Origin of the sequence: Oceanicaulis sp. MMSF_3324 (assembly GCF_030733545.1) — a bacterium.
In the GTDB taxonomy this organism is placed as follows: domain Bacteria; phylum Pseudomonadota; class Alphaproteobacteria; order Caulobacterales; family Maricaulaceae; genus Oceanicaulis.
Window position 1 is genome coordinate 139,037 of record NZ_JASHIU010000007.1, and the last position, 26,307, is coordinate 165,343.

Annotated in this window: 32 protein-coding genes and 1 pseudogene; 17 read left to right on the forward strand and 16 right to left on the reverse strand. The window is 63.5% G+C overall.

Translation table 11 applies throughout. The annotated features are described in order from the left end of the window. Positions 1-64: 64 nt before the first annotated feature. From RBA95_RS08790 to RBA95_RS08800, 3 genes are all read left to right on the forward strand, one after another. A complete protein-coding gene (locus RBA95_RS08790) occupies positions 65-1,210 on the forward strand; it encodes an AraC family transcriptional regulator (protein ID WP_306016480.1) in 1,146 nt (381 codons plus the stop codon). A gap of 120 nt (positions 1,211-1,330) precedes the next feature. Continuing rightward, entirely contained in the window at positions 1,331-2,119 is a 789-nt protein-coding gene (locus RBA95_RS08795) for a MipA/OmpV family protein (protein WP_306016481.1), read from the forward strand. 6 nt (positions 2,120-2,125) lie between these two features. Next, entirely contained in the window at positions 2,126-2,251 is a 126-nt protein-coding gene (locus tag RBA95_RS08800) for a hypothetical protein (RefSeq protein WP_306016482.1), read from the forward strand. Here RBA95_RS08800 and RBA95_RS08805 read toward each other — a convergent pair. Continuing rightward, positions 2,226-2,669 carry a helix-turn-helix domain-containing protein gene (locus RBA95_RS08805; RefSeq protein ID WP_306016483.1) on the reverse strand — a complete coding sequence of 148 codons (444 nt, stop codon included), beginning with the start codon at positions 2,667-2,669 and terminating at the stop codon, positions 2,226-2,228. The genes RBA95_RS08800 and RBA95_RS08805 overlap by 26 nt on opposite strands. 77 nt (positions 2,670-2,746) lie before the next feature. Between RBA95_RS08805 and RBA95_RS08810 the strand changes: the two genes are divergently transcribed. Together RBA95_RS08810 and RBA95_RS08815 are read left to right on the forward strand one after the other, a co-directional pair. Continuing rightward, positions 2,747-3,598, forward strand: coding sequence for a class I SAM-dependent methyltransferase (locus tag RBA95_RS08810; RefSeq protein ID WP_306016484.1), 852 nt, complete (start codon positions 2,747-2,749; stop codon positions 3,596-3,598). Beyond that, entirely contained in the window at positions 3,598-4,089 is a 492-nt protein-coding gene (locus RBA95_RS08815; protein WP_306016485.1) for a DUF2938 family protein, read from the forward strand. Before RBA95_RS08810 ends, RBA95_RS08815 begins: the two co-directional genes overlap by 1 nt. Before the next feature lie 57 nt (positions 4,090-4,146). Here RBA95_RS08815 and RBA95_RS08820 read toward each other — a convergent pair whose 3' ends face one another. Both RBA95_RS08820 and RBA95_RS08825 read right to left on the reverse strand, forming a co-directional pair. Then, positions 4,147-6,360: a M3 family metallopeptidase gene (locus RBA95_RS08820; RefSeq protein WP_306016486.1), complete on the reverse strand. Its 2,214-nt coding sequence runs from the start codon at positions 6,358-6,360 to the stop codon at positions 4,147-4,149. A 119-nt stretch (positions 6,361-6,479) separates the two neighbouring features. After that, on the reverse strand, positions 6,480-6,737 hold the full coding sequence (locus RBA95_RS08825) for a hypothetical protein (RefSeq protein WP_306016487.1): 258 nt from the start codon (positions 6,735-6,737) through the stop codon (positions 6,480-6,482). A 134-nt stretch (positions 6,738-6,871) separates the two neighbouring features. On the opposite strand from RBA95_RS08825, the gene RBA95_RS08830 reads away from it, so the two are divergent. The 8 genes from RBA95_RS08830 to der all read left to right on the forward strand — a co-directional run bounded on the left by RBA95_RS08830 (position 6,872) and on the right by der (position 13,345). Next, complete coding sequence (locus RBA95_RS08830) at positions 6,872-7,456, forward strand: NnrU family protein (RefSeq protein WP_306016488.1); 585 nt, start codon at positions 6,872-6,874, stop codon at positions 7,454-7,456. 45 nt (positions 7,457-7,501) lie between these two features. Continuing rightward, positions 7,502-7,879, forward strand: coding sequence for a DUF6249 domain-containing protein (locus tag RBA95_RS08835; RefSeq protein ID WP_306016489.1), 378 nt, complete (start codon positions 7,502-7,504; stop codon positions 7,877-7,879). A gap of 28 nt (positions 7,880-7,907) precedes the next feature. Continuing rightward, on the forward strand, positions 7,908-8,450 hold the full coding sequence (locus tag RBA95_RS08840; protein WP_306016490.1) for an RNA polymerase sigma factor: 543 nt from the start codon (positions 7,908-7,910) through the stop codon (positions 8,448-8,450). Further along, entirely contained in the window at positions 8,447-8,803 is a 357-nt protein-coding gene (locus tag RBA95_RS08845; RefSeq protein ID WP_306016491.1) for a hypothetical protein, read from the forward strand. The genes RBA95_RS08840 and RBA95_RS08845 overlap by 4 nt, the downstream gene beginning before the upstream one ends. 90 nt (positions 8,804-8,893) lie before the next feature. Next, complete coding sequence (gene panB, locus RBA95_RS08850) at positions 8,894-9,721, forward strand: 3-methyl-2-oxobutanoate hydroxymethyltransferase (RefSeq protein ID WP_306016492.1); 828 nt, start codon at positions 8,894-8,896, stop codon at positions 9,719-9,721. 83 nt (positions 9,722-9,804) lie between these two features. Beyond that, positions 9,805-10,539, forward strand: a complete 735-nt coding sequence (locus tag RBA95_RS08855; protein WP_306016493.1) for a tetratricopeptide repeat protein — start codon at positions 9,805-9,807, stop codon at positions 10,537-10,539. Further along, positions 10,536-11,939: a PQQ-binding-like beta-propeller repeat protein gene (locus RBA95_RS08860; protein ID WP_306016494.1), complete on the forward strand. Its 1,404-nt coding sequence runs from the start codon at positions 10,536-10,538 to the stop codon at positions 11,937-11,939. Before RBA95_RS08855 ends, RBA95_RS08860 begins: the two co-directional genes overlap by 4 nt. A gap of 26 nt (positions 11,940-11,965) precedes the next feature. After that, positions 11,966-13,345 (forward strand): ribosome biogenesis GTPase Der, encoded by a 1,380-nt coding sequence (der, locus tag RBA95_RS08865; protein ID WP_306016495.1) that lies wholly within the window; start codon positions 11,966-11,968, stop codon positions 13,343-13,345. A 50-nt stretch (positions 13,346-13,395) separates the two neighbouring features. On the opposite strand, the gene RBA95_RS08870 is transcribed toward der, so the two are convergent. The 8 genes from RBA95_RS08870 to RBA95_RS08905 all read right to left on the reverse strand — a co-directional run bounded on the left by RBA95_RS08870 (position 13,396) and on the right by RBA95_RS08905 (position 21,793). Further along, on the reverse strand, positions 13,396-14,115 hold the full coding sequence (locus tag RBA95_RS08870; protein WP_306016496.1) for an SDR family NAD(P)-dependent oxidoreductase: 720 nt from the start codon (positions 14,113-14,115) through the stop codon (positions 13,396-13,398). After that, positions 14,112-15,584, reverse strand: a complete 1,473-nt coding sequence (gene purF / locus RBA95_RS08875) for an amidophosphoribosyltransferase (RefSeq protein WP_306016497.1) — start codon at positions 15,582-15,584, stop codon at positions 14,112-14,114. The genes RBA95_RS08870 and purF overlap by 4 nt, the downstream gene beginning before the upstream one ends. After that, positions 15,581-16,168: a CvpA family protein gene (locus tag RBA95_RS08880; RefSeq protein WP_306016498.1), complete on the reverse strand. Its 588-nt coding sequence runs from the start codon at positions 16,166-16,168 to the stop codon at positions 15,581-15,583. Before RBA95_RS08880 ends, purF begins: the two co-directional genes overlap by 4 nt. A gap of 22 nt (positions 16,169-16,190) precedes the next feature. Further along, entirely contained in the window at positions 16,191-17,561 is a 1,371-nt protein-coding gene (gene radA / locus RBA95_RS08885; RefSeq protein WP_306016499.1) for a DNA repair protein RadA, read from the reverse strand. 77 nt (positions 17,562-17,638) lie between these two features. After that, positions 17,639-18,388, reverse strand: a complete 750-nt coding sequence (locus RBA95_RS08890) for an ABC transporter ATP-binding protein (RefSeq protein WP_306016500.1) — start codon at positions 18,386-18,388, stop codon at positions 17,639-17,641. A gap of 5 nt (positions 18,389-18,393) precedes the next feature. Further along, entirely contained in the window at positions 18,394-19,161 is a 768-nt protein-coding gene (locus tag RBA95_RS08895) for an ABC transporter permease (protein WP_306016501.1), read from the reverse strand. Then, positions 19,158-20,249 carry an alanine racemase gene (gene alr, locus RBA95_RS08900; RefSeq protein ID WP_306016502.1) on the reverse strand — a complete coding sequence of 364 codons (1,092 nt, stop codon included), beginning with the start codon at positions 20,247-20,249 and terminating at the stop codon, positions 19,158-19,160. Before alr ends, RBA95_RS08895 begins: the two co-directional genes overlap by 4 nt. A 62-nt stretch (positions 20,250-20,311) precedes the next feature. Then, a complete protein-coding gene (locus RBA95_RS08905) occupies positions 20,312-21,793 on the reverse strand; it encodes a replicative DNA helicase (RefSeq protein ID WP_306016503.1) in 1,482 nt (493 codons plus the stop codon). Positions 21,794-22,021: 228 nt separating this feature from the next. Here RBA95_RS08905 and RBA95_RS08910 point away from each other — a divergent pair, with 228 nt between their 5' ends. The 3 genes from RBA95_RS08910 (at position 22,022) to RBA95_RS08920 (ending at position 23,432) form a co-directional block, all read left to right on the forward strand. Continuing rightward, positions 22,022-22,573, forward strand: coding sequence for an RNA polymerase sigma factor (locus tag RBA95_RS08910; protein WP_306016504.1), 552 nt, complete (start codon positions 22,022-22,024; stop codon positions 22,571-22,573). Beyond that, the gene (locus RBA95_RS08915) at positions 22,566-22,937 is read left to right on the forward strand and encodes a DUF6768 family protein (RefSeq protein WP_306016505.1); all 372 of its coding nucleotides are present in this window, start codon (positions 22,566-22,568) and stop codon (positions 22,935-22,937) included. The genes RBA95_RS08910 and RBA95_RS08915 overlap by 8 nt, the downstream gene beginning before the upstream one ends. Positions 22,938-23,006: 69 nt before the next feature. Beyond that, positions 23,007-23,432, forward strand: a complete 426-nt coding sequence (locus RBA95_RS08920) for a hypothetical protein (RefSeq protein WP_306016506.1) — start codon at positions 23,007-23,009, stop codon at positions 23,430-23,432. Here the strand turns inward: RBA95_RS08920 and RBA95_RS08925 are convergent. Continuing rightward, positions 23,429-23,905: a GNAT family N-acetyltransferase gene (locus tag RBA95_RS08925; protein WP_306016507.1), complete on the reverse strand. Its 477-nt coding sequence runs from the start codon at positions 23,903-23,905 to the stop codon at positions 23,429-23,431. The genes RBA95_RS08920 and RBA95_RS08925 overlap by 4 nt on opposite strands. Before the next feature lie 113 nt (positions 23,906-24,018). Between RBA95_RS08925 and RBA95_RS08930 the strand changes: the two genes are divergently transcribed. Then, complete coding sequence (locus RBA95_RS08930) at positions 24,019-24,468, forward strand: hypothetical protein (RefSeq protein ID WP_306016508.1); 450 nt, start codon at positions 24,019-24,021, stop codon at positions 24,466-24,468. A gap of 64 nt (positions 24,469-24,532) precedes the next feature. On the opposite strand, the gene rplI is transcribed toward RBA95_RS08930, so the two are convergent. From rplI to RBA95_RS08950, 4 genes and pseudogenes are all read right to left on the reverse strand, one after another. Next, positions 24,533-25,153, reverse strand: a complete 621-nt coding sequence (gene rplI, locus RBA95_RS08935; protein ID WP_306016509.1) for a 50S ribosomal protein L9 — start codon at positions 25,151-25,153, stop codon at positions 24,533-24,535. Between the two features lie 14 nt (positions 25,154-25,167). Next, the gene (gene rpsR, locus RBA95_RS08940) at positions 25,168-25,422 is read right to left on the reverse strand and encodes a 30S ribosomal protein S18 (protein WP_009800445.1); all 255 of its coding nucleotides are present in this window, start codon (positions 25,420-25,422) and stop codon (positions 25,168-25,170) included. Between the two features lie 14 nt (positions 25,423-25,436). Next, positions 25,437-25,787, reverse strand: coding sequence for a 30S ribosomal protein S6 (rpsF, locus tag RBA95_RS08945; protein ID WP_306016510.1), 351 nt, complete (start codon positions 25,785-25,787; stop codon positions 25,437-25,439). Positions 25,788-25,979: 192 nt separating this feature from the next. Next, a pseudogene (locus tag RBA95_RS08950) lies at positions 25,980-26,307 on the reverse strand (hypothetical protein); the annotation flags it as partial.

Genomic DNA, 26,307 nt, shown 5'->3' on the forward strand with positions numbered 1-26,307 from the left:
GATTGCCAGCCCATCTGATCGCCGCCACTCTTCGGCCCTTCTTGGATGGCGGGACGGCTTGGAAATGATCGAGCTCTGGGTGCAGTTCATTTCAGCCGGTGCGGCGGGTATCGCGCTGTTTGCGGCGCTCCAGCTGTGGTTGCTGGACCGTCGAGAAACCAACACTCACCCACGGCACGCGCGTAAGGCGCTGGCCGCGTTTCTGGTCCTGAGCGCGCTGTCCGGACTGGAGTTGCTGTTCGAGCAGTCAGGCCTATACGAGCATGCGCCTGCGCTTGTTGGGGTCCTGTGGCCCTTCCGGCTGTTTTATGGGCCGGTTCTGTTGATCTATGTGCTGGACATGACGCGCCCGCCCCAGGCGGTCTGGCCTGCTCGACTGAGTATTCTTGTCTGGGGTCCGGCGCTGGCCGCCTTTGTCGCGAGCCTGAGTTTCTTTGTGTTGCCCGGCGCCATTCGCCACAGCGTGTACGGGCTGAGCGAGGCTGAAAGTCCGCTCGCGTTTGTCGTGGTTGTGGCGTTCAGCGGCCTGTTCCTGCTGCTGACGCTGGGATATCTGGGCGTCGCGTTCTGGGTGCTGACCCGCAATCTCCAGACCGTTCGGCACATCTTTTCCAATATCGAGAACCGGACCCTGTCCTGGCTGCGCGCGGTTCTGTTGCTGATGCTGGCCGCGTGGGGCTGGGGTGCGATCAAGACCTTCCTGCCGGTTCCGATGATCTCGAATCCGGTCACCGATCTCGGCGATGCGCTCGTGGAGGGGCTCTGGATTGTGACGGTGGGGTTGTACGGCTTGTGGCAGAAGCCGGTCTATCAGGATCCGTCAGATGCGCCCCAGGCTGTGCAGCCAGTCGAGAAGTACGCGCGATCTGCGCTATCGGCTGAACGTCAGGCGCAAATCGCGGGGCGGCTCGAAGCCCTCATGCTCAAAGACAAGCTCTATCGCGATCCCATGTTGTCGCTGAGCACGCTGGCGTCGCGGCTTGCGGTGCGTCCCAACCATCTGTCTCAGAGCCTGAATGGCCATCTGGGCGTGAGCTTTTTTGACTATATCAACCGCTTGCGGGTGGAAGAGGCGGTGACGCGTATCGCCCGGACGTCTGACCCCCTGCTGACGATCGCCTATGATGTGGGTTTCAACTCGCGCTCCACCTTCAACCTCGCCGTCAGGAAGGTGACCGGGCAGCCGCCGAGCGCGTTTCGCGACAGCTGAGCCGTGTCCGACCCGTCCCGTTCGGACACCGCACAGGTCTGATCGTGCCCGATCGGACGCTTGCCGGATGCAGTCTTGATAGAGCCGACATGTCATCTCCCCCAATATAAGAGACATGTCATGACAAAACTCCTGACGGGCGCCGCCCTTGTTCTGGCGGCGGTCGCTCTGCCTGCTTCCGCTTCCGCCCAGTCTGATGAGCGCGCGCCTGGACGCGTCCTCATGCTTGGCGCGGGCGCTTATGCCGTCACCAATCCGTATGAAAGCGCGAAGGATGATGTGGCGCTGGGCGGATTGCCCTTGTTCGTGTTCCAGCAGGGACGCCTCAATATCGATCTGAGCGGGCTGAGCTGGACGGCTCTGGATGGCGGAGCGGTGCAGCTTCATGCCCGCATCAGCCCGCGCATTCCACTTGTCGATCCGGATGAGACCGAGCTCTTTGACCATCTCGACCGCGATGTCGGCGTGGATGCCGGCTTCCGGCTCAGCCTGGATCAGGGCGCCTTCAGCGTCAGCGCGGAATACCTGGTTGATATCAGTGATCAGTCTGGCGGCCAGTCGGTGGATCTGGCCATGGGCTGGCGCGTGGCCGCCACGCGGAAGCTGGAGCTTGAAGCCTCCGCTGGCGCGGTCTGGAGTGATGCGGACCTGTCCACCTGGTTGTATGGGATCGGGCGCAATGAGGCCCAGAATGGACGGGTTTACGAGTTCGGCGAGACGCCTGGCGCGCCCTCGGGCGGGGTCTGGACGCCGAATCTGGGGCTTCAGGCTCGCTATCAACTGACCGAGCGGACCGTCTTGATCGGCGGCGTGGAAGCGGATTTCTACAGCTCTGATGTCACCGACAGCCCGCTCATGGCGGATGACAGCTCGGCCGGGCTGTTTCTTGGCGTCATGCGCCGGTTCTGATCCGGTATGCGGCGTCGTGTAAACGGGCAGGGCGGCGCCAAGGCGCCGTTCCTGTCATTCGTCCTGCGCATGACCGAATGGGCGCTCGTGCTGATCTGGGTCGTGATCAACGGGGCGTCGGGTGCGGTTTGAGCGGTGCGGGTTGAACCCGGGAGAGTGCGCCACGCGCCGCCGCATTCACAATGCGCTGGAATTTCGGACAGTCCATATGCCGCGGATGCGGACAGTCGGCGGCATGGCGCAGCCCGTCCCGCATGGCGGTGAGCCGCCTGATGGTCTGGTCGAGTTCGTCCGCCTTCGCCAACAGCCTGCCTCGCTCGATACGCGGCTCATCGGCCTCTCCGAACATGACCGCGATTTCGGACAGGCTGAAACCGGCCGCCTGTCCCAGGGCGATCAGGGCCAGACGTTCAATGATTGAAGGGTCAAACAGACGTTTCAGGCCCCGCCGACCAATGGCGCGGATCAGTCCGCGCTCCTCGTAATAGCGCAAGGTGGACGCGGGCAGGCCGGTCTGGCGCGCCACTTGGCTGATATCAAGATCGGGCATGGCTTGACCTCAAGTTCGCTTGAAGTGGCACCTTGCTCCTATTGCGAGTTGTTCGCAATTTCTTTTCAGGAGTTTTCATGTCCAGCAGATACACTCACCCCCCGGACCAGACGCAGATCTGGAATGGACCGGCCGGACGCGCCTGGGTCGAAGCCCAGAACGTTCTGGATGACATGTTTTCCGAGATCGCCGGTTATCTCGCTCAGCAAGCGGTCCAACTGGGCGCCAGACGCGTGCTCGACGTGGGCTGCGGCGCGGGCGCGACGACCTTGCAGATCGCTGAGGCGACAGGCGAATGTCTTGGGGTTGATATATCCGCGCCGCTGATCGAGCAGGCACGTCAGCGCGCGGCCCGCTCTGGCGTCGCTGCCAAGTTCGTCCAGGACGATGCCCAGACCCATTGGTTCGAACAGGCCCGGTTCGATCTCGTCACCTCCCGGTTCGGTGTGATGTTCTTCAAGGACCCGGCCGCGGCCTTCGTCAATCTGCTGGGAGCGACGCGACCGGGCGGGGCGATGCGTCTGGTCGTCTGGCGCAGCGCGCGGGAGAACGGCTTTCTGACTGCGGCCGAGCGCGCCGCCGAGCACATGCTGCCGGAGCTGAACCGGCGTCAGGATGGAGCGGTCGGCCCCTTCGCCTTTGCCGATCCTGATGCGGTCCGTCCTCTGCTGGCTCACGCTGGCTGGCGCACTATCACGTTCGAGCCGGTGGACTTTCCTGCCTGTTTCGCCGCCAGCGCCCTGGAGCTGTACATGACGCGGCTGGGCGCGGTGGGGCTGGTATATCAGGAGCTCGAACCGGCGCTTCAGACGGCCTTGCTGGACTGTCTGCGCCAGGCTTACGCCCCGTATGTCGTTGAGGATCGCATCTGCTTTACGGCGAGCTGCTGGGTGATCAGCGCCGAGGCGCCAGAAAGCGCGTGTAGCTGATGTCGGGTCTGTTCATCGACAGTGTGGTCCTGGGGCTGGGCGCAAGCCTGATCATGGATGGCTGGGCTGTGGCGCGGTGGAGGCTGACTGGCGCGCCCATGCTCGATTATGGCTGGCTTGCGCGATGGCTGGCGGGCGTGCCCGCAGGGCGGGTCAGTGTGAGCCCCGGGCAGGGCGCGCCGCTGACAGCCCTAGAGCGTTGGATTGGCTGGACGCTGCACTATGGGATCGGCGTATTCTACGCCGCGGTGTTCCTGGTGTTAGTGGGCGAAAGCTGGCGGTTCAGCCCCGATCCGGGGCCAGCGCTCGTCTATGGCGCGGTGACGTCGCTAGCGCCCTTTGTGATCCTGCAGCCCGCGCTGGGCCGGGGCGCCTTCGCATCGCTGACGCCTGCGCCCTGGATGGCGCGTGTGCAGACGGTCCTGACGCATCTGATTTTCGGAGCCGGGCTCTATTGGACGGCCCTGATCCTGACGATGCTCGGGCTTTGAATGCAAAACGGGCGGCTCGATGAGCCGCCCGCCTTGTCTTGTCGCACTGAGGTCGGCTTATTCGCCGTCTTCCTCTTCACCCGGCACCGGGAAGCCGCGGTCGCGCATCAGCGGCTCGACCGTGGCGTCGCGGCCGCGGAACTCGCGATACGCTTCCGCCGGATCGACCGAATTGCGTGGCGCGAACAGATACTGGACCATACGTTCCGCCATCTCAGCGTCATAGAAGCCGCCCGGGGCTTCCATGAAGGCTTCGGTGGCGTCCGAGGTCAGAACGTCAGCCCACATATAGCCGTAATAACCAGCCGAATAGCCTTCACCGGAGAAGATGTGCCCAAAGTGCGGGGTGCGGTGACGCATCGGCAGCTCTTCAGGCATGCCCAGACGCTCCAGCGTTTCACGCTCGAACGCATCGGGATCAAGACCTTCGGGATCGGCGGTGTGCAGGTACATGTCCACCAGTGCGGAGGCCAGGTATTCGGTGGTCGCGAAGCCCTGGTTGAAGGTGGAGGCGGCGCGGATGCGGGCCACCAGATCATCCGGCATCGGCTCGCCGGTTTCGGCGTGGCGCAGATAGTTCTCGATGACCGGCTCGGTCAGCACCCAACGCTCCAGCAGCTGGGACTGGAACTCGGTGTAGTCGCGAACGCCACCATTCAGTGTCGGATAGGCGACGTTGGAGGACAGGGCGTGCAGGGCGTGACCCATTTCGTGGAAGAAGGTCGTCGCGTCATCAAAGCTGATCAGCACCGGTTCGCCGGGCGCACCCTTGATGAAGTTGGAGTTGTTGGACGACAGCACAGTTTCTTCACCGTCAAAGGTGGTGTGACCGCGATAGCTGGTCGCCCAGGCGCCCGAGCGCTTGCCCTGACGGGCATAGGGGTCAAGATACCACAGGCCGATATGCTCGCCGCTTTCGTTGTCCGTGACTTCCCAGACGCGGACATCGGGATGGAAGACCGGCACCGAGCCGTCGGTGATCTCTTCAAACGCGAAGCCGAACAGCTCGCCCGACACGAAGAACATGGCTTCGCGCAGGTTCTCGATGTTGAAGTACTGCTTCACTTCTTCGGAGTTCAGGTCGTATTCGGCCTGACGCACCTTTTCCATGTAGTAGCGATAGTCCCAGGGCTCGATCGTGATGTCGTCGCCGCGCTCATCGGCCAGCGCCTGCATCTGGGCGACTTCTTCCTCGACGCGGGCGATGGCGGCCGGCCAGACCGTCTCCATCAGCTCGAGCGCATTCTCCGGATTGCCGGCCATGCGGTTCTCGAGACGCCATTGGGCGTAATTGTCATAGCCCAGAAGCCCCACGCGCTCGTCGCGCAGCTGCAGGATCTCGGCGATGATGGCGTTGTTGTCGTACTCGTCGGCATTGTCGCCGCGATTGTAATAGGTGCGCCAGACTTCCTCGCGCAGATCACGCTCGTCTGAATAGGTCAGGAACGGATCCATGGAAGAGCGGGTGTTGAGCACGGCGTACTCGCCCTCGCGGCCCCGCTCGGCGGCCAGGTTGGCCGCGGCGGTGATGAAGCTGTCCGGCAGGCCCGAGAGCTCGTCTTCGCTCAGATAGGTGACATAGTTTTCCTCGTCCGCCAGCACATTGTTGGCGAAACGGGTGTGCAGCTCGGCCAGGCGCGCCTGAATTTCGGCGTAACGCTCGGCCTCGGCGCCCTCAAGGGTCGCGCCATTGCGGGCGAAGCCGTCATAGGTCAGTTGGACCAGGCGCTGCTGATCGGGACGCAGCGTGTCCATCTCGTCGCTGTCATGGACCGCCTGAATGCGGGCGAACAGCGCTTCGTTCTGAGTGGTCTCGGAAAAGAAAGCCGACAGGACCGGCGCCATTTCGCGCTGGATTTCCCGGAATTCCGGCGAGCTCATGTTCGACGACCAGATGCCGTAATAGACAAAGACGCGGTCCAGCGTGTCGCCAGCGCGCTCCATGGCCACAATGGTGTTCTCGAACGTCGGAGGCTCGGGATTGTTGGCGATCTCGTTGATCTCGGCGCGGCTGCGCTCCATGCCGATTTCAAGCGCTTCGCGCAGATGATCGAGATCCATCTGGTCAAAGGCGGGCACGCCGCCATAGGGGCCGGACCATTCGGCGACCAGCGGGTTGCTGGTTTCCGCTTCGGCGGATGCGGCCATGTCCTGCATCTGGGCGTCGCCGGCCTGTGATGCGGTGGTCTCGGTGTCTGCAGAGGTGTCCGCCGGCTGGCTGCAGGCGGCGAGTGCAAGGCCGCTGGCGGCGGCGAGAAGCAGAGAACGCATGAAATCCCCTCCCAAAGGATACAGAGTCAATTGGCGCACACCATAGGCGACAGGCCCGCGCGAGCGAAACCGTCCACACAGCGCGTGCGCATTACGAATTGGACAGATGGGAAAGGCGGTCAGTCTTCGCCAGCCCCCCGGTCGTCGTCATCACCGCCCGGCGGTGCGTACATGACGGCGATTCCCATCTGAAGACTGGCGAAGGTAGACCCGATGAAGAAGGCGAGAAGAAGACGCACCCCTGTTCCGGTGGCGTCGCCTTCCGTCAGGCTGCGGATCTGGCCGATGTCCAGCACCAGGATCACGGCAGTGAACGCAATCCCCATCGCCATGCCCAGCACGGCGTGACGCAACAGGAAACGCAACAGATCCGACATGGGGCCTCCTCGGCCATGAAAATAAAGCTGCACGGGCGCGCTTCAATCTGACCAGACGCCGCACATGGCCAAGCCCACTCGCCAGCGAGAAGAGAGTCGGTTTAGACTTCTCGCGCTCAAGGGGAGGGCGGCTTATGGGCGTGCTAATCACGGGCCTCGTGATCTTTATCGGGGTGCATCTGACACGGGTCCTGGGGATCAAGGCGCTTATGGTCAAGGTGACCGGTGAAGCGCTTTTCGCGATATTCTATTCCGTCATCAGCACGATCGGCCTGACGCTTATTATTTATGGTCAGATCCTGGCTCACCCGTCGGTGACGATCTGGTGGCCGCCCGCCTGGACCCGCACCGTGGCGCTGATCGCCGTGCCGATCTCCCTGGTGCTGATTTTCGCAACCTATCTGCCCAGCCATATCCGCTCTGTCACCCGTCACCCGATGACGCTGGGCGTGTTCCTGTGGTCGGGGTCTCACCTTATGGCCAATGGCGAGCTGGCCTCGATCATCCTGTTCGGCGCGTTCGCCGGCTGGTCGCTGATCTTGCTGGTCGAGGGCTATTGGTCCGGCGGGCACTTCGCGCGGCCGGGCGTTTTGTGGGCGGATCTGACCGCAATCCTGCTCGGTTTGCTCTCGGCGGCTCTCATTGCGTATTTCCACATGCAGCTTTTTGGCGTTGCTGTCGTAGAGTTTGCATCCAATCGCGCCGCACCCGGCATCTAAGCGGTATCGGACGCGAACACAGCGTCCTCATTCTGGAGGTTGATCATGGAAGATATTCTGGTGCCGCTGGGCCTGTTCGGGATGGTGGTGGCGATTGTCGCCATCAATGTCGCAGGGTCCGCATCGCGTCGCAAAGCGGTTCTGGCCACGGTCCAGGAAGCGATCCGCTCGGGTCAGGAACTCAAGCCGGAAACCATCAAGGCGTTGGGCGTTCAGGAAAAGCCCAAGGGCGGCGATCTGAAATCGGGTTCAATCCTGCTGGCTGTGGCGGCGGCTCTGATCGTATTGGGCTTTGCCGTCAGCGGCATGGAGCCTGATGAGGACATTCTGTCTATCATGACCGCAATTGCAGCCTTCCCGGGCTTCATCGGCATTGTGCTGATCCTCTTTGGTCTGTTCTCGAAGAAAAAAGACCAGGACTGAACCGGTCTGACGACGAGGAGTGCAGGGCATGACGCCCAGTGACGGCGAACTGATTGCGATGGTGATCGCGGGCAAGGATCAGAGGGCGTTTTCCTCTCTGGTCTCCCGCCACCAGTCCGCTGTGCGCGCCGTGCTGATGCGCCTGTGCCGCAACGCCGCCCTCGCCGACGATCTGGCGCAGGAAACGTTCATCAAGGCCTATAACAAGATGTCCGCCTATACCGGGGCAGGGACGTTCAAGGCCTGGCTGTGCCGGATCGCCTATACCGAGTTTTTGATGAGCGCGCGCAAGCGCAAGGCGATCGACAAGACGATGGAAAAGCTCAAGGCCCAACCCATGGAGACCCACCAGGCGCCCGCCGATGGCGGCGCCCGGGTGGATCTGGATCGCGGCCTCGCCACGCTGGGCGAGGAAGAGCGCACCTGTGTGATCTTGTGTTATGCGTCAGGGCTGTCGCATTCTGACGCGGCGGAAGTCACAGGGCTTCCCCTGGGCACGGTGAAGAGCCATGTGAATCGCGGCAAGGCCAAACTCAAGGCCTGGTTCGAACGGAAGGAGGCGGCGGCATGACGGACGATCTTGATCCCATGAATGATGACGCCTTTGACGCGGAGCTTTCGGCGATGTTCGCCGAGGTCGCGCCGCCTCAGGAGGATCCGGTCTTTGTCGAGCAGGTCAACAAGCGACTCGCCAATCCCGATCGCATGCGGTTTCTGGCGCTCGGCGGCGCCGGCGCCACGGGCTCGGCGGTGGCGGGCACCCAGCTGGAAAACCTGGTGGGGCTGATCCCGGCCGATCAGGTCAATGGCGTGCTCGGCCAGGCGCTGGGTTTCTTTGGCCCCGAAGCGATCGTCACGGCCTTGTTCGGTGTGATGGCGCTGGGGTTCGCCTGGGTTCTGCCGGGCATGCGCAGCGCGATCTGATCCGGACACACGACAGTGAAACAGGCTGACTTGTGCGCCTGCGAAAGCGCGATAGGCTGCGCCTCTCTGACGATCTAGGGAGACGCCGTCATGTCCGCTCAAACACAAGCTACCGTCAAACGTCTGACGCCGCCGGACATTCGCGCCCGCAAGGGCGGAGAGCCCATCGTGTCCCTGACCGCTTACGACGCGCCCATGGCGTCGGTGATGGATCCGCACACCGATCTGATCCTGGTCGGCGATTCGGTGGGCATGGTTGTCCATGGCCTGCCCAACACCATTTCGGTCACGCTCGAGATGATGATCCTGCACGGCCAGGCGGTGATGCGCGGCTCGAAGCAGGCGCTGGTCGTGGTGGACATGCCGTTTGGCAGTTATGAGCAATCCAAGGAGCAGGCCTTCGCCAACTGCGTGCGGGTGCTGCAGGAGACCGGGGCCGGCGCGGTCAAGCTCGAAACCAGCGTGCAGATGGCTGAAACCGTACAATATCTTGTCGAGCGTGCGGTTCCGGTGGTCGCCCATGTGGGGCTGCGTCCCCAGGCGGCGCTGGCGGATGGCGGCTTCAAGGCCAAGGGACGCGATGCGGACAGCCGCGCCAAGGTGCTTGAAGAAGCGCGCGCCATGGATGCGGCTGGGGCTTTCGCCATGGTGGTCGAGGGCGTCGCCGAAGATGTCGCTCGTGAAGTGACCGAAGCGGTGTCCGCGCCCACGATTGGCATTGGCGCATCTTCAGCGTGTGATGGTCAGGTGCTGGTCATGCAGGACATGCTGGGCCTGTTCGACTGGACACCGAAATTCGTCAAGAAATACGGAAGCTTGCGCGAAAATGCCGACGCGGCCTTCAAGGCCTATGCTATGGATGTGCGCAGTCGTGCCTTTCCAGGACCCGAGCATGTCTACAGCGCGAAGAAGCGCTGATACCGCAAGCGCGTATTGCTCGTTGCGAAGCACGCGGCTAGGGTCCGGCCCACTGAATTTTATAAACAAGTGGAGCGCCCCCAGTGGTCGACGTTTTCGACGAAGTTGAAGAAGAGCTGCGCCAGGAACGGTACAACGCCCTTCTCAAGAAATGGGGGCCGTGGGTCGGCGGCGCAGCGGCGGCGATCGTGCTCGGCGTGGGCGCCTACCAGTTCATGGAATGGTCGTCCAAGAATCGCGCCGATGCAGCGTCGGACCAGTACCAGGCGGCGGCTGAGCTGTACGAGGCCGGCAATCTGGCGCAAGCGGACAGCCAGTTTCAGACCCTGATCGACTCCGCCCCACGCGGCTATGAAACGCTGGCTCTGATGCGGCGCGCGGATATAGCCCTGTCTCAGGGCGAAGCCGAAGAGGCGGCCCGGCTGTTCAATCGGGCGGCCGAGCTCAGCCCCGAGCCGTTGATCCGGGACCTGGCACGCTATCAGGCCGCGCTCGCCCAGTTCGAGTCCCTGTCTTACGATGACATCGCCAACCGGCTTGAGCCGCTGACGGATGGCGCTGCGCCGGTCGGTCTTCTGGCGCGAGAGCTGATGGCGGCCGCCGCCCTGCGCGATGAACGCTGGGATGAGGCGCGCCAGCGCTACCAGCTGCTGTCGATCGCGCTCGACCTGCCGGAGGGCATGAGCCAGCGCGTCATGCAGGCCCAGTCCTATCTCAACCAGAATGCGCCCGCACCGGAAGCCAGCGCCGAAATGTCGGAGCAAGCCCCGGTGGATGCCGCGGCCGAGCCCGCTCAGCTAGAGGAGGACGGGCAGTGACCGTGTCTCGCACCCTGCCGCTTTTCGCGTGTCTGGCCGCCAGCCTAGTCCTGACGGGCTGTGGCGCCGGCGAACGCCTGAGCAATCTGAACCCGTTCCAGGGTGAGGAAACCGATGATCCCAATGCGCCGCCCGAATCCGAGCGTCGCTCGGTTCTGGAGCTGAGCGATACGCTGCAAGTGGGCGAGGCGGGCGTCGCCACCTTGCCGCGGGCCTATGTGAACACGGCTTGGCCGCAAGCGGACGGCTATCCGACCCACGCCATGCAGCACACCCAGGCGACCGGTGATCTGAACGTGGTCTGGCGCGAGCGCATCGGCGCAGGCTCCAGCCGCAATGCGCGGATCAATGCGCGTCCGGTTATTTCTGATGGTGTCGCCTATGTGATTGATGCGGAAGGGCGCGTGTCTGCGCTCGAGCTGTCGGATGGCGACGAAGTCTGGCAAACCCGGCTTGATGACCCGTCCCTGCACGAAGCCGAAGGCGATGGTTTCCTGCCGTTTTTCCGCGGCGGCGATCGGGTGCTGACCTTTGGCGGCGGTCTGTCGTTCGACAATGGCCGCATCTACGCCCATTCGGGCGGCGGGTTCTTTGTCGCGCTCGACGCGGCGACCGGGGACGAGATCTGGCGCGCGCATTCGCTGACGCCCTTCCATTCCGCGCCGACGGTCGTGGATGGCCGGGTGTTCGTCTCCACCGATGACAACGAGCTTCTGGCGCTCGACGCCAGCAATGGCGACGTGCTGTGGTCGCACCGGTCCATCGCCGAAACCGCACGCATTCTGACCGCGCCGAGCCCGGCCGTGCTGGGCGATGTGGTCATCGCGCCGTATTCTTCGGGCGAGATTGTCGCCTTGCGGGCCCAGAACGGTACCGTTCTGTGGTCGGATTCCCTGACACGCGCGGGCGGGCTGACCCCGCTTTCCACCATCAATGATATCGCCGCCAGCCCGGTCATTCTGGGGGATGCGGTCTACGCCATGAGCCATTCGGGCTCCATGGCGGCGTTTGACATCCGCACGGGCGAACGGGTCTGGGAACAACCGGCTGGCGGACTGAATGCGCCTGCAATCGCAGGGGACTATCTGTTCCTGGTGTCAGTGAACGCGGAACTGGTGGCGATCGATCGCACGACCGGCGATGTGCGCTGGCTGACCCAGCTCCAGCAGTTCCGCAATGAGCGCAAGCGCAAGAACCGTATTTCCTGGGCGGGGCCGATCCTGGCCGGCGACCGGCTGGTTCTGGCCTCCTCGGAAGGCGATCTCGTCCTCCATGACCCGGCTACCGGGGAGCGGATGGGTGATCGCGATCTGGGAGATTCGGTTTACATTGCGCCTGTGATCGCAGATGAAACGGTGCTTGTGCTGACCGATGAAGGCCGCCTGATCGCGCTACGCTGATTTCAGGGGGCTCTGGAGCCCGGTAATTGAAATCGACCCTGCCTGCCCTCGCTATCGTAGGACGGCCCAATGTGGGCAAGTCCACGCTGTTCAACCGCCTCGCTGGCAAGCCGCTGGCGATCGTGGACGACCGTCCGGGCGTGACGCGCGACCGGCGTGAAGCGCGTGGCCGTATTGGCGACCTCGAACTGCGTCTTGTGGATACCGCCGGTTATGAAGACGACAAGGCCGGGATCGAGGCGCGCATGCGCGCCCAGACCGAGGCCGCGCTGGATGAAGCGGATGTCTGTGTCTTCCTGATTGATGGCCGCGAAGGCATCACCGCCATGGATGAGCGCTTCGCCGAAGTGCTGCGCAAATCCGACAAGCCGGTCATTCTCGCCGTCAACAAGTGCGAAGGCGCCAAGGGCGAATACGGCGCCATGGAAGCATGGAAGCTGGGCATGGGCGAACCCGTGCCGGTGTCCGCCGCCCATGGCGAAGGCATGGGCGATCTTTACGCCCGCCTGACCGACGCCATCGAGGCCGCCCAGGACCGCATCCGCGCCGAGCTGGAGGCCGACGGCCTGGGCGAGGACGCGGACGAAGAAGATCCGCCTCTGCGCCTCGCCGTCGCCGGTCGCCCGAATGTGGGTAAATCCACGTTGATCAACGCCCTGATCGGGGAAGACCGCCTGATCACCGGGCCGGAAGCGGGCCTGACCCGGGACGCCATTGCGGTGGAATGGGAATGGGATGGCCAGCGCGTGCGCCTGCACGACACCGCAGGATTGCGCAAGCGCGGCAAGGTGGATGATCGGCTAGAGCGCATGAGCGCCGCCGATACGCTGCGCGCCATCAAGTTCGCCGAGATCGTGCTGTTGCTGGTCGACGCCGAACGTCCGTTCGAGAAGCAGGACCTGACGATCGCCGACCGTGTGGTCACCGAGGGGCGGGGCCTCGTGGTGCTGATCACCAAATGGGATCTGATCGAGGATAAGCAGGCCAAGCTGGTGGAACTGCGTGAGGAGTTCGAGCGCCTTCTGCCGCAGATCAAGGGCGCGCCCCTAATCCCGATCTCCTCGATTTCCGGTCGCGGGCTTGAGAAGATCATGCCGTCGGTCACCGCGCTGCACAAGAACTGGGACGTGAAGGTGAAAACCCGCGATCTCAATGACTGGCTGGCGGAGATGGTCCAGCGTCACCCACCGCCCGCTGTGGACGGGCGCCGCGTGAAACCGCGCTATCTGAGCCAGACCAAGGCGCGGCCGCCGACTTTCGTGCTGATGGCGAGCCGAGCCTCGCATCTGCCCGACAGCTACAAGCGCTATCTGATCAATGGCCTGCGTGAGGCATTTGAATTGCCCGGCGTGCCGATCCGCCTGATCGTAAAGGGGCAGAAAAACCCCTACGCCAAGGACAAATAAAAAAAGGCGGCCTTCGGGCCGCCTTCTTCGTCTCGGTCTGTCGGGGCGTCCTAGCCCTGCGCGCTGATGATCTCGCCATTGCGGGTTTCTGACGGCAGGCACAGCTCCACCACTTTCGGAGCGATTTCGTCGGGCGTGGGCAGGGTTTCAGGGTCTTCACCCGGCGCCGCCTTGGCGCGCATGCGGGTGCGGGTCGCGCCCGGATTGAGCAGATTGGCCCGCAGGGGTGTATCTTGAAGTTCCTCTGCCCAAGATTGCACCAGATTGTCGAGACCGGCCTTGGACGCGCCATAGGCGGCCCAGTAGGCCTTGGCGCGCTGGCTGCCCACGCCGGAGGTCATGAAGACGGCGCGACCGGCGTCTGAGGCCTTCAGCAGGTTCTCGAACGCGCGGATCATGCGCGCGGGCGCAATGAGGTTGGTGGCCAGCACTTCGTTCCAGACCTTGGACTGGATCTGGGCGGCGGGCGTCAGCACGCCCAGCACGCCGGCATTGGCGACCATGATGTCGAGCTTCTTCCAGCGATTGGCCACCGCTTCGGCGAGCTTTTCAATGCCGTCCTGGGAATTGAGATCGAGCGGGACAAGGGTGGCCTTGCCGCCCATCGCCTTGATGGCGTCATCAAGCTCTTCCAGGCCGGCCTGGGTGCGGGCGGTGGCGATCACCTCGGCCCCGGCTTCAGCCAGTTTCAATGCAATAGCGTAGCCCAGCCCGCGCGAGGCGCCGGTCACCAGCGCCACGCGGCCTGCAAGCGGTTTCGTATCGGTCATGCGTCAACCAGAAGTGAGAGTTGCTCTTCCTTGGAGGACGCAGCGCGATCGTGGTCCACAAGGCGAGTGGGGTAATCCCCGGTGAAATAATGGTCCGCGAGCTGCGGGCGCTCGGCATTGCGCGCTTCGCCGTGAACGGCCCAGTACAGGCCTTCGACAGAGAGGAAGCCCAGCGAGTCGCATTCCAGCATCTCACCCATCTTTTCAGGGTTCAGGCTGGCGGCCATCAGCTCTTCGCGCATCGGCATGTCGATGCCGTAGAAGTCGGGATGGGTGATCGGCGGGCAGGCGGAGCGGAAATGCACTTCCGTGGCGCCGGCTTCGCGCACCATGCGGACGATCTTCTTGGACGTGGTGCCGCGCACGATGGAATCGTCCACCAGCAGCACCTTCTTGCCGCGCAACACCGAGGCGTTCGCCGAGTGCTTGCGCCGGACGCCCAGATCGCGTTTGGCCTGGGTGGGCTGAATGAAGGTCCGGCCGGCGAAGTGGGCGCGGATGATGCCCAGATCGAACGGCTTGCCGATCTCTTCTGAAAAGCCGAGCGCGGCGGCCATGCCCGAATCGGGTACCGGCACCACAACATCTATGTCGGCGGGCGCTTCCTGGGCCAGTCGGATGCCCATGCGCTTGCGCGCTTCATAGACGGAGATGCCGTCGATGACGGAATCGGGCCGGGCGAAATAGATGTATTCGAACGCACAGGTCCGCGCCGGACGAGCCGGGGCGTAGCGGCGGGTCTCGATGCCTTCATCGGACACAATGACCACTTCGCCGGGCTCGATATCGCGGATATAGCGCGCGCCGATCATGTCCAGCGCACAGGTTTCGGACGCAAAAATGGTCGCGCCATCAAGCTCGCCCATCACCAGCGGACGAATGCCCAGAGGGTCCCGCGCGCCGATCAGCAGGTCATTGGTCATCGCCACCAGAGCGAACGCGCCTTCGATCTGGGTGAAGGCCGAGATCAGGCGCTCAACGGAATCAGGCTGCTTGGAGCGGGCGGCGAGCTGCAGGATGACTTCGGAATCCGAGGTGGACTGGAAGATGGCGCCGCCGGCGACCAGTTCCTCGCGCAGCAAGCGGGCATTGGTCAGATTGCCGTTATGGGCGAGGGCGATGCCGCCGCCGCGCACATCGGCGTAAAGCGGTTGAACATTGCGCATGCTCGACCCGCCCGAGGTGGAATAGCGCACATGCCCGATCGCCATGTCGCCGGTCAGGCGCTCCAAGCGCTTGGGTTCGGTGAAGTGCTCGCCCACCAGCCCCAGATGGCGCTCGGTGGTGAACCGGCCCTTGTTGCGGTCATAGCTGGTAATGCCGCACGCTTCCTGTCCGCGGTGCTGCAGGGCGTGCAGTCCGAAAGCGGCCAGGACCGACGCATCGGCCACACGACGCACGCCGAACACGCCGCATTCTTCCTGCGGGCGGTCGGTGGCGGGATCATAGGTCAGGCTGGGGAAGCTCATCCGTCCTCGTCCTCGTTTGTGCGTTCGATAAGCCGACCGATCGGGTCTTCGTCAACGCTCTCTTGCGGTTGGTCTGCAGGCGTCTTGCCTTTGACCCAGCTGGTCTCGGGAGCCAGCGATTGAAGCAGGTTCGCGCTGGACTCCGCCAGCGGATACACGCGTGAGCCCGTCAGCCAGTTTGGCGTGGCGCCGGGCAGGGTGTTCTTGAACACCAGAACCAGAAGGCCCAGCAGCACGAGCCCGCGCGCCAGACCGAAGACAAAGCCGAGGGCGCGGTCCAGAACCGGGACGTCCTCGCCCTGTTTCACATTGTGCGTCAGCGGGCCGGTGACAAAGCTCACGGCCAGATAGACCAACAGGAACACCACACCCATTGAGATCAGGTTGGCGAAGAGCGCCGATCCGATCACCGAGTGCATCAGGGGGGCGAATACGGGCCGCGTCCACAGCGCGGCGAGCGCGGCGGCGACCAGCGCGGTCACGGTGAGCGCTTCGCGCACAAAGCCGCGTGTCAGCGCCATGATCCCGGACGCAAAGAGGATGAGAAGGGCGAGGATGTCAAAACCGGCTAGCGCTGCGTTCATCGTCGTCCCTCCGGTTTGCGCCTTAAATGGCGTCCTGGCCCAATCGGCGCACAAGCGCCTGTACGGTGGAGACGGTGTCCACCTGCATGCCCGCGCCTTCAACGCCCTCGGGGGCGAGCGCGCGGTTAAATCCCAGCTTTGCGGCTTCTTTCAGGCGCGCATCGGCGCGGCCCACCGGGCGCACATCTCCAGACAGCGAAATCTCGCCGAACGCCACGCCCTCTGCGGGCAGGGGGGTATCGAGGAAAGAAGAAATCAAGGCTGCCGCCACCGCCAAATCCGCTGCGGGTTCGTTGATCTTCAACCCGCCTGCGACGTTCAAATAAACGTCACGTCCGCCGAATCCAAGACCGCATCTCGCTTCCAGCACCGCCAGCACCATGGCGAGGCGGCCCGAATCCCAGCCCACAACCGCACGTCGCGGCGTGCCGAACGCGGCGGGCGCGACAAGCGCCTGAATTTCCGTCAGAACCGGACGCGTGCCTTCCATGCCAGCGAAAACCGCTGCGCCGGATGCGGCTTCGCCTCGCCCATCAAGAAACAGTGCGGACGGGTTCGCCACTTCCTGCAGACCGGCGTCGGCCATTTCAAACACGCCGATCTCGTCGGTCGGGCCGAAGCGGTTCTTGACCGCGCGCAGGATGCGGAACTGGTGGCTGCGCTCGCCCTCGAAATACAAGACGGCGTCGACCATGTGCTCGACCACGCGCGGGCCCGCGATCTGACCATCCTTGGTGACATGGCCGACGAGGATGATGGTGGTGTTCTTTTTCTTGGCGAACCGCACCAGCTCCTGCGCGCAGGCGCGGACCTGGGCCACGGTGCCGGGGGCGGCGGCGAGCTGGTCCGACCACAGGGTCTGAACCGAGTCGATGATGGCTATGTCGGGCGTTTCTTTCTTCAGGCCATCAAGGATGACCTCAAGGCTCGTTTCCGCCGCCAGCGCGACAGGCGCGTCCGCCAGGCCCAGACGCCGGGCGCGGCGGCGCACCTGGTCGGCTGCTTCCTCGCCTGAGACATAGACCGCCTTGGCGCCGGCCTTGGCCAGCTGGGCGACCGCTTGCAGGAGCAGGGTGGATTTGCCGATGCCGGGGTCGCCGCCGACCAGCACGGCCGAGCCGGGCACCAGACCGCCGCCCGCAACGCGATCAAGTTCGACAAGCCCGGTTTCAAACCGTTTGGGGTCTTCGGTGGCGCTGCCCAGATCCACCAGCTCAAGCCGCGAGCGACGCGTGGAGCGGCTGGGCGCCTTGGCGTTCGAGCCCAGGGGCGCGCTGGCGCCGCTTTCTTCCTGCAACGTGTTCCAGGATCCACAGGCGTCACACCGGCCCGCCCATTTGGCGTGCACGCCGCCACAGGACTGGCAGACATAAACGGTGTCGGAACGGGCCATGCGGGCTCCTTGCGGCGGGCGAGGGCGAACTATAGCGCAATGCGGATGATTCGGCTTCGCACGTGTCAGCCAGACCCCTAGTCTTCCGAGCTCTCGCCCCGGACAAACCGGCACACCTCGTCATTGGCGCAGCTGTCTACGCCATCCAGACTGCCGCGCCACAGGATCTGGCCGTCCTTCACCATGGCGACATCATCGGCGATGTGATGCATCGACACCATGTCGTGGGTGATGGAGACGGCAGTGGCGCCCAGGTTTTTCACCTGGCGAACGATCAGCTTGTTGATGACATCCGCCGTTACCGGATCAAGACCGGTGGTGGGCTCGTCAAAGAACAGGATTTTCGGCCGCGCGACGATGGCGCGGGCCAGCGCCGCCCGCTTGAGCATGCCGCCGGACAGCGAGCCCGGACGCTGATCGGCCACATGGGCGTCAAGATCGACCTGATCGAGCGCTTCCAGCGCCCGCGTGCGCGCTTCATCCTCGCTGATATGCTCGGCATGCAGCAGACGGAAGGCGACGTTTTTCCAGATGGGCAAAGAGTCAAACAGGGCGCCTGACTGGAACAGCATGCCGATCTGGGCGACGCCGGGATCGTCTTCATGGCCGGGGCGGACAGGCTTGCCGTCAATCTCCACACAGCCCTTTTGCGGACGGATCAGGCCGAGCGCGGTTTTCAGGGTCACCGATTTGCCGGTGCCGGACCCGCCGATGACCACCAGGGACCGACCTTCATAGGCTTCCAGGTCCAGGCCGTTGAGCACGGGTTTGCGGCCGTCAAAGCCCACCGTGACGTTCTTCCAGGCGATTTTGACGCGCTCGGTCATGACAATCACACAAACAGGGAGGTGAGCAGGAAATTGGCGGCGAAGATGAGCACGGCTGCGGCGACGACGGCGTTGGTGGCGGCCCGGCCCACGCCCTGGGCGCCGCCCTGGGCGTAAAAGCCGTGATAACAGCCCATCAATGTGAGGATGAAGCCGAACACCGCCGCCTTGATCAGGCCCGAGATGATGTCCCAGTCCGACAGGAAGTCCCAAGTGTTGCGTACATAGATGGTCGGGTTGAAGTCGAGCGTGTGCACGCTGACCAGGAAGCCGCCATAGATGCCGATGATGTCGGCGGTGGCCACCAGCACCGGAAGGACCAGCACGCCCGCGAGCACGCGCGGCGCGATCAGGTAACGCATCGGGTCGGTGGCAAGGGTGTGAAGCGCGTCGATCTGTTCGGTTGCGCGCATGGCGCCGATTTCGGCCGCAATGCCCGAAGAGACCCGGCCCGCCAGCATGAGCGAGGCGATCACAGGGCCCAGCTCGCGCACAATGCCCATGGCGACGATATTGGGCACGAAGCTCTCGGCGTTAAAGCGCGAGCCGCCCGTATAGATATTGAGCGCCAGTGCGGCGCCGGTGAACAGGGCGGTCAGCCCCACCACGGGCAGGGAGAGAAAGCCGATCTTGAAGATCTGCTGGGCCAGCTGGCCGGCGAAATAGGGCGGACGCACGAGCGCAGCCAGGGTCTGGCCAGCGAACAGGGCGACAGCGCCGGCAGAGCGCAATAGCGCGATAAGGCCGGCTCCGATGGCGCGTAACGGGTTCATGTCGCTCCCTTGTAGATGCGCTCCGCCCGGACGCTGAGCCCGGTCAGGATTTCATACGGCAATGTGCCGTCCAGCGCCGCCGCCTGATACAGGTCAGGCCCGAAAAACTCCGGTACGGCGCCTTTGGCGATTTCTTGTTCCAGCCCGGTCACGTCGATAATGGTCAGATCCATGCTGATCCGGCCCAGCACGGGCGCGCGCAGGCCAGCGATACGGGCGCATCCTGCCCCGGAAAGCGCGCGCGGCAAGCCATCGGCATAGCCAGCGGCGACAGTCGCGACGAGGCGTGGCGAATGGGCCACATAGGTTGCGCCATAACCCACGGTGTCGCCGGCGTCGATTTCGCGAAGCTGGATGATCGGCGCCTGCAAGCTCACGACAGGTTCAAACGGATTGTCGGCGTTCAGGTCCGCCGTGGCGCCGTAAAGTCCGATGCCGGGACGGGTCAGGTCGAAATGATAGCGCTCGCCCAAAAGGACGCCGCCGGTATTGGACAGGCTCAGCCGCGTTTCGGGCAGGGCGTTGGTCAGGGCCGTAAAGCGTTCGAGTTGGCGCACATTCTGGGTCGATGCGGTCTCCTCGGCGCAGGCCAGATGACTCATGATCAGGGACACATCGAGGTTCTGCAGAGCATTCAGCAGCCCGCTGATGTCGCCCGCTCCATAGCCCAGACGCGCCATTCCGGTGTCGATATGAACGGCGCACGGCCCTGTGGGGGCGGCGCGGAACTGGTTGGTCTCGCCGGGCTGGTTCAGCACGGGCCCCAGCCGATGCTTGATATAGAGCGGGCGGTCCTTGGCGCGATAGCCGTTCAGAACCCAGATGTCGGGCAGCGGGTCGCCAAGCGCTTCGCGTACGCTCGCCCCTTCCTCGACCGTCGCCACAAAGAAGGTCCGCGCGCCTTCCTTGGCCAGGCGGCGGGCCACTGCGTCAGCGCCCAGACCATAGGCATTGGCCTTGACGACGGCGCTGGTCTCGGCGGACGGGGTCTGTTTCTGCAGCAGCTTGTAGTTACGCGTAATCGCGTCCAGGTCGACGACCAGACGGGAACGCGTGTTTTCGACGGAAGGGGTCGCGAGAACAGACATATGCGTCTCTATGTGGCCGTCCTCGCCGCCAGCTGCAAGCGCTCGCGCACAGCGCAGGGGCGCTAGTCGAAGTCCTGACGACCCGTAATATCAAGATCGGAGAATTTGGTGCGGTCCGGATCGAACGCCACTTTGACCGAGCCGATGGGACCGTGACGCTGCTTGCCGATGATCACATCGGCCTGGTTGCGGATCTCACGCATTTCGTCTTCCCAGGCCAGGTGCTGCTCAGTGCCTTCCTTGGGCTCCAGGCGCTCGAGATAATAGCTTTCACGGTACACAAAGAGCACCACGTCGGCGTCCTGCTCGATCGAGCCCGATTCCCGCAAGTCAGAGAGCTGAGGCTTCTTGTCCTCGCGGTTTTCCACCTGACGCGACAGCTGGGAGAGCGCGATCACGGGCACCGCCAGCTCCTTGGCGAGCGCCTTGAGCGCCTGGGTGACTTCGGAGATTTCCTGCACCCGGTTCTCGCCCGAGCTTTTCGAGCCGGTCACAAGCTGCAGGTAGTCGACCACCACAAGATCAAGACCGACCGTGCGCTTCAGGCGGCGACAGCGCGCCATCAGCGAGCCGATGGGCAGACCACCGGTGTCATCGATGTAAAGCGGGATGCCGGCGATCTCGTGCACGCCGTCACGAATGTCCTCGAACTGGGCGGCGTCGATCTTGCCCTGACGGATCAGATAGCCCGAAATCCCGGTATAGTCGGCCACCAGACGGGTGGCGAGCTGGTCGGACGACATCTCCAGCGAGAAGAAGGCGACAATGCCGCCACTCGTGGTCTTGCGCGTGCCATCGGGCTGTTCCTCGGCCTGATAGTTCCGCGCCACCGAGAAGGCGATGTTGGTGGCGAGCGCCGTCTTGCCCATGGACGGACGACCAGCGAGGATGATCAGGTCGGACGGGTGCAGGCCGCCCATCTTGGCGTCCAGTGAGTTCAGACCCGAGGAGATGCCCGACAGACCGCCGCCACGCTTATAGGCGGCCGAGGCGATCTCGAGCGATTTGTGCACCGCCAGATGGAATGGTTCGAGCGCCTTGGAGGTGCCGCCCTGTTCGGCCAGCGCGAACAGGCGTCGCTCGGCGCTTTGCAGGATGTCTTCGGCGCTGTCGTCCGGTTCGGGCACATTGGCGGCGTGAGAGACTTCGTCGCCAAAGCGGATCAGCTCGCGCCGCATGGCGAGGTCATAGATCAGACGGCCATATTCGCCCGCCGAAGCCGGTTCGGGGGCTTCGCGCATCAGGTCGGCGAGATAGACCGCGCCGCCCACTTCCTTCATGCCCGGATCGCGTTCGAACCGGGTCTTGAGCACCACGGCGTCCGCAAGCGCGCCAGAGATGATCAGCTGGCTCGCCGCTTCATAGATGCGACCATGCAGCGGATCATAGAAATGGTCCGGCTTCAGCCAGTCGCCGACCCGGTGATACACCTCGTTATCAAACAGCAAAGCGCCCAGAAGCGCCTGTTCCGCCTCGATATTATGGGGCGGAGACGTGGTGGTCTCGAGCGGTGCGGGTGTGTGGTCGTAGGATTCTGCGGTCATGGTCTGCCATCCTTAACCCGGTCGGTCGTGCAATACACGTCTTGAAGTTTCCGGGGAGCGATTCCCGGTCTTCCACAGGCGTCTGTGGACAAGTCTGAAAATCGCGCCGGAACAAACCAAAAGCCGGTGTGAGGTGCGGGGAGGGGGATGTGCTGGGAAAAACAAACCATGTCAATGAACCCGATCTGCGCAGGCGCGCACCTTGTGTCCTGAATGAAAGGACACCGTATGAGCCAGGATCTTGAACGCGCGCTGGACGGCTATCTGGTCGCCTCCGCCCGGACCGGCGATCGTCGGGCGCTTGGCGCGCTGGCGGGACGCTGGACGCCGCGCCTGTCCGCCTTCGCCTGGCGCCTGATCGGGGATGCGGATGGCGTGGAAGAGGCGGTGCAGGACGCCTGGGTCGAAATCCTCAAGGATTTGCCGCGTCTTCGCGATGTGGACGCTTTTCCGGCCTTCGCCTTTCGCATCGTCCAGCGCCGCTGTGCGCGCCTGATCCGGCAACGTCAGTCCGGTCGGCGCCTGAAAGCGGAGGCGCAGGCCGAACCACCACCCGAAACGCCGGACATGGATCGGTCCGTGGACGCCGTGCGCATTCGCGAGGCGATGCGCGACTTGCCGACCGAACAGCACGCCGCGCTCTGGCTCTATCACATCCAAGGTTTGACCGTGGCGGAGATCGCCGCCGCGCTCGACGTCCCGACGGGCACGATCAAGACCCGTCTCATGCATGCGCGCCGCAAGATCGCCGCGCAGCTCGAAGGAGGATCCGATGAGTGATCTCGACCGCATGATTGAAGACAGCCTGCGAGAGGCTGACGGCCACTCGCCCCAGCTCGATCTCGAGCCGGGCTATTTCGCCCAGGCCATGAGCCTGTTCACCGGGCGCACCGCCTGGGTGCACTGGACCATCATGATCGCTCAGGCGCTGATGTTCATTGCCGGGGCGTTCTGCGCGGTGAAATTCTACCAGGCCGGGACCGTGATGACTGCGCTCCACTGGGGAATGCCTGCGGTAGTGCTGCTGGTCTTCGCGGCCATCTTCAAAAGCACGCTCGCGCCCAAGATGGAGACCAACCGTCTGTTGATGGAGATCCGCCGGGTGGAATTGCGCATCGAACGCCTGCGGGCTGACCGCAGCTAGGTGCAATCTGTCACACTGTATTCCCCCCGGTCTGGTCTAGGCTTGAACGCGTCAGATCGGGGGGATGAGGTGAAACGCGGCTTTCTCAAACTGTATGGCCTTCAGCGCCTGGGTGAATGGTTGTCAGCGTCGGTTCTGGGCGTCATCGCCATCTTCCTGGGCGGGGATATGTTCGGGGTCGAGCGCTCTGACTGGGCGTCGGTCGTTCTGGGCGTGGCGGGGCTCTGGGCCGGTTTGATGGTGTTCAGCGGCTGGGTTCTGGCCTCGACGCTTGGCCTGTTTGCCTTTCGCCTTCTCGATCGCGCAATCGAATACGCTTTGGCGATGACGGGCGGGGCGCTGATCTGGCTTTTGATCTGGATGCCGGTCCTGCGTCCGCTCAGCGAATACCCGCCCGCGCTTTATGCGTATCTGGCTGTGTGTCTGGGGGCGGTGTTCGGCGTCGCCTGGCTGGCCCACAAAAGGGTCGCGTCGCGCGTCCGCGTCTCCGGCTAGTCCGCCTTCAGATGCAGCACCATGCGGTGGTTCTGCATCTCCACGCCATTGGGGCGCACGGTCTGGGTCTGCACCAGCACCCAGCCGTGTTTGGCAAAGAATTTCCGCGCGATATGGCTGGCGTTCACGGTGAGGGTGGACAGGCTGCGCTTGCGCGCTTCGTCCAGGATCGCCTGATGGAGCCTCGCCGCCAGACCGTCGCCTTTGCGGTCGGGCCGCACATAGGCCATGTCGAGCTCGCCTTCAGGCGTCAGGGTGAAAAACCCGGCCAGCCCCTCATCATCCTCACCGACCAGTACGATCTGCCCGGACAGACGCTCGGTCATGACCGCCGCGCTTTTGGGGGCAGGGGACCAGGCCTTTAACTGCGCCGCATCATAGGCGCCGACCGCGCCAGCGTGCACCGCGTCGTGCCAGAGCCGGCCCAGGCCAGCCATGTCCCCGCAATGGGCGAGGCGAATGCGATCGGTCATGGCGGGGCTCCGGCCTTGGGTTAAATGCGCGCAGGTTTGATGCGGGACGTAGCGCCCTGATCCGGATCATGCCAGAACGAGGCTCACCTCAGAGGCGAGTTGTGGGGCGCGCTATGAAATTTGATTTCTGGAAGCTTTATGCGGTCCAACGGATCGCGGAGTGGATTGGAATTTCCGTCCTGACGTTTCCATTTCTTGTGTTGAACAATTCGACGGATATGTATGCCGCTGAAAATCAATCCCTTTTGTGGATGGTGTTAAGTGCCTTCATGATCTGGGGTAACATTGTCATTCTCAGTGGATGGTTTTTGATCTCGATGCTGAGCTACTTGCTTTATCGGTTATTCAAGCATCCACGCCGTTATGCCTTTTCATCGATGCTATTCTCTGCCTTTTGGTCGGGGCTCTGGCTGGCGATACTCTTGCTGACAGGCCTAATTCAGTTTGACTGGGGGCTTCTTGAGATAACCTCCCTCTCGCTGCTCGGTCTCACCTCCAATTTTTTCGTGGCGCTGTGGACCCATCGTTGGCTGATCCGCTGGCCCGATCCCGTTGCCGCATAGCCCAAACGAAAACGGGCGGCCCTCGATGAGAGCCGCCCGCCATCTGATCGGAAGATCGAAAGCCTTAGCTTTCGGTTTCTTCGGTCTCTTCAGAGGCCTCGGAAGAGATCTCGTAATCATCGTCATCGCCTTCGACGCCGGACTCAGCGAGTTCGACGGCCTGGGCTTCAGCCAGCGCGCGGTCTTCATCAGCGGCCGCCTGGATGACGTCTTCGCCAGCCGCCTGACGCTCGGCCTCGTCCTCGGTGCGGGCGACGTTGATGGTGACGATAACGTCCACATCAGCGTGCAGCACCAGGCGCACTTCGTGCAGGCCCAGGGTCTTGATGGCGGTGTTCAGGTCCACCATGCCGCGGGAGACGTTGAATTCCGGGGTGGTGGCTGCTTCGGCGATGTCACGGGTGGACACCGAACCGTACAGCTGGCCGGATTCAGACGCCTGGCGGATCAGCACGAAGGTCGCGCCGTCCAGGTGAGAGCCTTCCTCGCGAGCCTTTTCGGCGCGCTCGGCGTTGAGCTTCTCGATCACTTCACGCTCGCGTTCGAAGCGTTCCATGTTGGCTTTGGTGGCGCGCAGCGCTTTGGATTGCGGCAGCAGGAAGTTGCGGGCGTAGCCCGGCTTCACCGTCACCACGTCGCCGATGGCGCCGAGCTTGTCGACTCGTTCAAGCAGAACAACTTGCATGGTCTTGAGCTCCCTTAGTCCACGGCGTACGGCAGAAGAGCCAGAACGCGGGCGCGCTTGATGGCGCGAGCGAGTTCACGCTGCTTCTTGGCCGACACGGCGGTGATGCGAGACGGCACGATTTTGCCGCGTTCGGACATGTAGCGCTGAAGCAGCTTGATGTCCTTGTAATCGATCTTCGGCGCGTTTTCGCCGGAGAACGGGCAGACCTTGCGGCGACGCTGGAAAGCGCGGCGGGCAGGCACGTTGGAGATGGAAAGTTCAGCCATTGATCCGGGCTCCTCTAGCGACGTTCGCGACGCTTGCGATCTTCGCCTTTGCGAAGCACAGCGCTCGGCTCTTCGTTCAGCTCGTCGACGCGGCAGGTCATGTAGCGCATGATGTCGTCGGCGAAGCGCTGACGATAATCGAGGGCGTCAAGCACCTCGTTGCCCGCTTCCATGTCGAGATAGCCGTAATGGCCCTTACGGTTCTTGTTCATACGGTAGGCGAGCGTGCGCAGACCCCAGTATTCGGTCTTGTGCACCTTGCCGCCTTTTTCCTCGATCAGAGCCTTGAGCTCTTCGATCGCGGATTCCACCTGCGCCGGAGACACATCCGGACGCGCGATGAACACGTGCTCGTACTTGTTCATTAGACGTTTTCGTCCCTTCTGAAGGGCTGCGGCGCGAGCAACATCCGAAGGGCCGGATGGTCTCACGTCGGCTCCTCAGGTCCCGCCTGTCAACCAACGACAGACGGACCGCGACCAGAGGACCGCAGCCGGTGAAGCCGCGGCTTATAAGCGATGGCGCGCGCGTGCGCAAGCGCTCAACCCGCATAAAGCCTAGCGATTTTCATATCCCAGAATGGCGCGGAGCCCGGGCGCGGCGTAATCGACCAGCGCCTTTTGCGTCGGGCTGAGTTCATCGGGAAAGCGCATGGTCATGTTGGCGAGATTCTCGCGCGCCGTGCCGCTCTGTTCGCGGTCCGAGCCGATGCGCACCCGCTCGCGCCAGTCATCAGGCAGGGTGTCGAGCCCGCAGGCGCTCAGAAGGCGTGCGAAGAAGGCGTGCGCGTCAATCGTGTCGAGGTTCTTGACGTGATGCAGCAGCTCTTCATAGCGGAAGATCGTCGTGTCCGTGCCGATCCAGGAAACGGCATTGTGAGTGTAG

Bases quoted from the DNA above. Each gene is read 5' to 3' on its own strand.
- RBA95_RS08790 (WP_306016480.1), top strand. From the start codon at position 65: ATGATCGAGCTCTGGGTGCAGTTCATTTCAGCCGGTGCGGCGGGTATC.
- RBA95_RS08795 (WP_306016481.1), top strand. From the start codon at position 1,331: ATGACAAAACTCCTGACGGGCGCCGCCCTTGTTCTGGCGGCGGTCGCT.
- RBA95_RS08800 (WP_306016482.1), top strand. From the start codon at position 2,126: ATGCGGCGTCGTGTAAACGGGCAGGGCGGCGCCAAGGCGCCGTTCCTG.
- RBA95_RS08805 (WP_306016483.1), bottom strand. From the start codon at position 2,669: ATGCCCGATCTTGATATCAGCCAAGTGGCGCGCCAGACCGGCCTGCCC.
- RBA95_RS08810 (WP_306016484.1), top strand. From the start codon at position 2,747: ATGTCCAGCAGATACACTCACCCCCCGGACCAGACGCAGATCTGGAAT.
- RBA95_RS08815 (WP_306016485.1), top strand. From the start codon at position 3,598: ATGTCGGGTCTGTTCATCGACAGTGTGGTCCTGGGGCTGGGCGCAAGC.
- RBA95_RS08820 (WP_306016486.1), bottom strand. From the start codon at position 6,360: ATGCGTTCTCTGCTTCTCGCCGCCGCCAGCGGCCTTGCACTCGCCGCC.
- RBA95_RS08825 (WP_306016487.1), bottom strand. From the start codon at position 6,737: ATGTCGGATCTGTTGCGTTTCCTGTTGCGTCACGCCGTGCTGGGCATG.
- RBA95_RS08830 (WP_306016488.1), top strand. From the start codon at position 6,872: ATGGGCGTGCTAATCACGGGCCTCGTGATCTTTATCGGGGTGCATCTG.
- RBA95_RS08835 (WP_306016489.1), top strand. From the start codon at position 7,502: ATGGAAGATATTCTGGTGCCGCTGGGCCTGTTCGGGATGGTGGTGGCG.
- RBA95_RS08840 (WP_306016490.1), top strand. From the start codon at position 7,908: ATGACGCCCAGTGACGGCGAACTGATTGCGATGGTGATCGCGGGCAAG.
- RBA95_RS08845 (WP_306016491.1), top strand. From the start codon at position 8,447: ATGACGGACGATCTTGATCCCATGAATGATGACGCCTTTGACGCGGAG.
- panB (WP_306016492.1), top strand. From the start codon at position 8,894: ATGTCCGCTCAAACACAAGCTACCGTCAAACGTCTGACGCCGCCGGAC.
- RBA95_RS08870 (WP_306016496.1), bottom strand. From the start codon at position 14,115: ATGACCGATACGAAACCGCTTGCAGGCCGCGTGGCGCTGGTGACCGGC.
- purF (WP_306016497.1), bottom strand. From the start codon at position 15,584: ATGAGCTTCCCCAGCCTGACCTATGATCCCGCCACCGACCGCCCGCAG.
- RBA95_RS08880 (WP_306016498.1), bottom strand. From the start codon at position 16,168: ATGAACGCAGCGCTAGCCGGTTTTGACATCCTCGCCCTTCTCATCCTC.
- radA (WP_306016499.1), bottom strand. From the start codon at position 17,561: ATGGCCCGTTCCGACACCGTTTATGTCTGCCAGTCCTGTGGCGGCGTG.
- RBA95_RS08890 (WP_306016500.1), bottom strand. From the start codon at position 18,388: ATGACCGAGCGCGTCAAAATCGCCTGGAAGAACGTCACGGTGGGCTTT.
- RBA95_RS08895 (WP_306016501.1), bottom strand. From the start codon at position 19,161: ATGAACCCGTTACGCGCCATCGGAGCCGGCCTTATCGCGCTATTGCGC.
- alr (WP_306016502.1), bottom strand. From the start codon at position 20,249: ATGTCTGTTCTCGCGACCCCTTCCGTCGAAAACACGCGTTCCCGTCTG.
- RBA95_RS08905 (WP_306016503.1), bottom strand. From the start codon at position 21,793: ATGACCGCAGAATCCTACGACCACACACCCGCACCGCTCGAGACCACC.
- RBA95_RS08910 (WP_306016504.1), top strand. From the start codon at position 22,022: ATGAGCCAGGATCTTGAACGCGCGCTGGACGGCTATCTGGTCGCCTCC.
- RBA95_RS08915 (WP_306016505.1), top strand. From the start codon at position 22,566: ATGAGTGATCTCGACCGCATGATTGAAGACAGCCTGCGAGAGGCTGAC.
- RBA95_RS08925 (WP_306016507.1), bottom strand. From the start codon at position 23,905: ATGACCGATCGCATTCGCCTCGCCCATTGCGGGGACATGGCTGGCCTG.
- RBA95_RS08930 (WP_306016508.1), top strand. From the start codon at position 24,019: ATGAAATTTGATTTCTGGAAGCTTTATGCGGTCCAACGGATCGCGGAG.
- rplI (WP_306016509.1), bottom strand. From the start codon at position 25,153: ATGCAAGTTGTTCTGCTTGAACGAGTCGACAAGCTCGGCGCCATCGGC.
- rpsR (WP_009800445.1), bottom strand. From the start codon at position 25,422: ATGGCTGAACTTTCCATCTCCAACGTGCCTGCCCGCCGCGCTTTCCAG.
- rpsF (WP_306016510.1), bottom strand. From the start codon at position 25,787: ATGAACAAGTACGAGCACGTGTTCATCGCGCGTCCGGATGTGTCTCCG.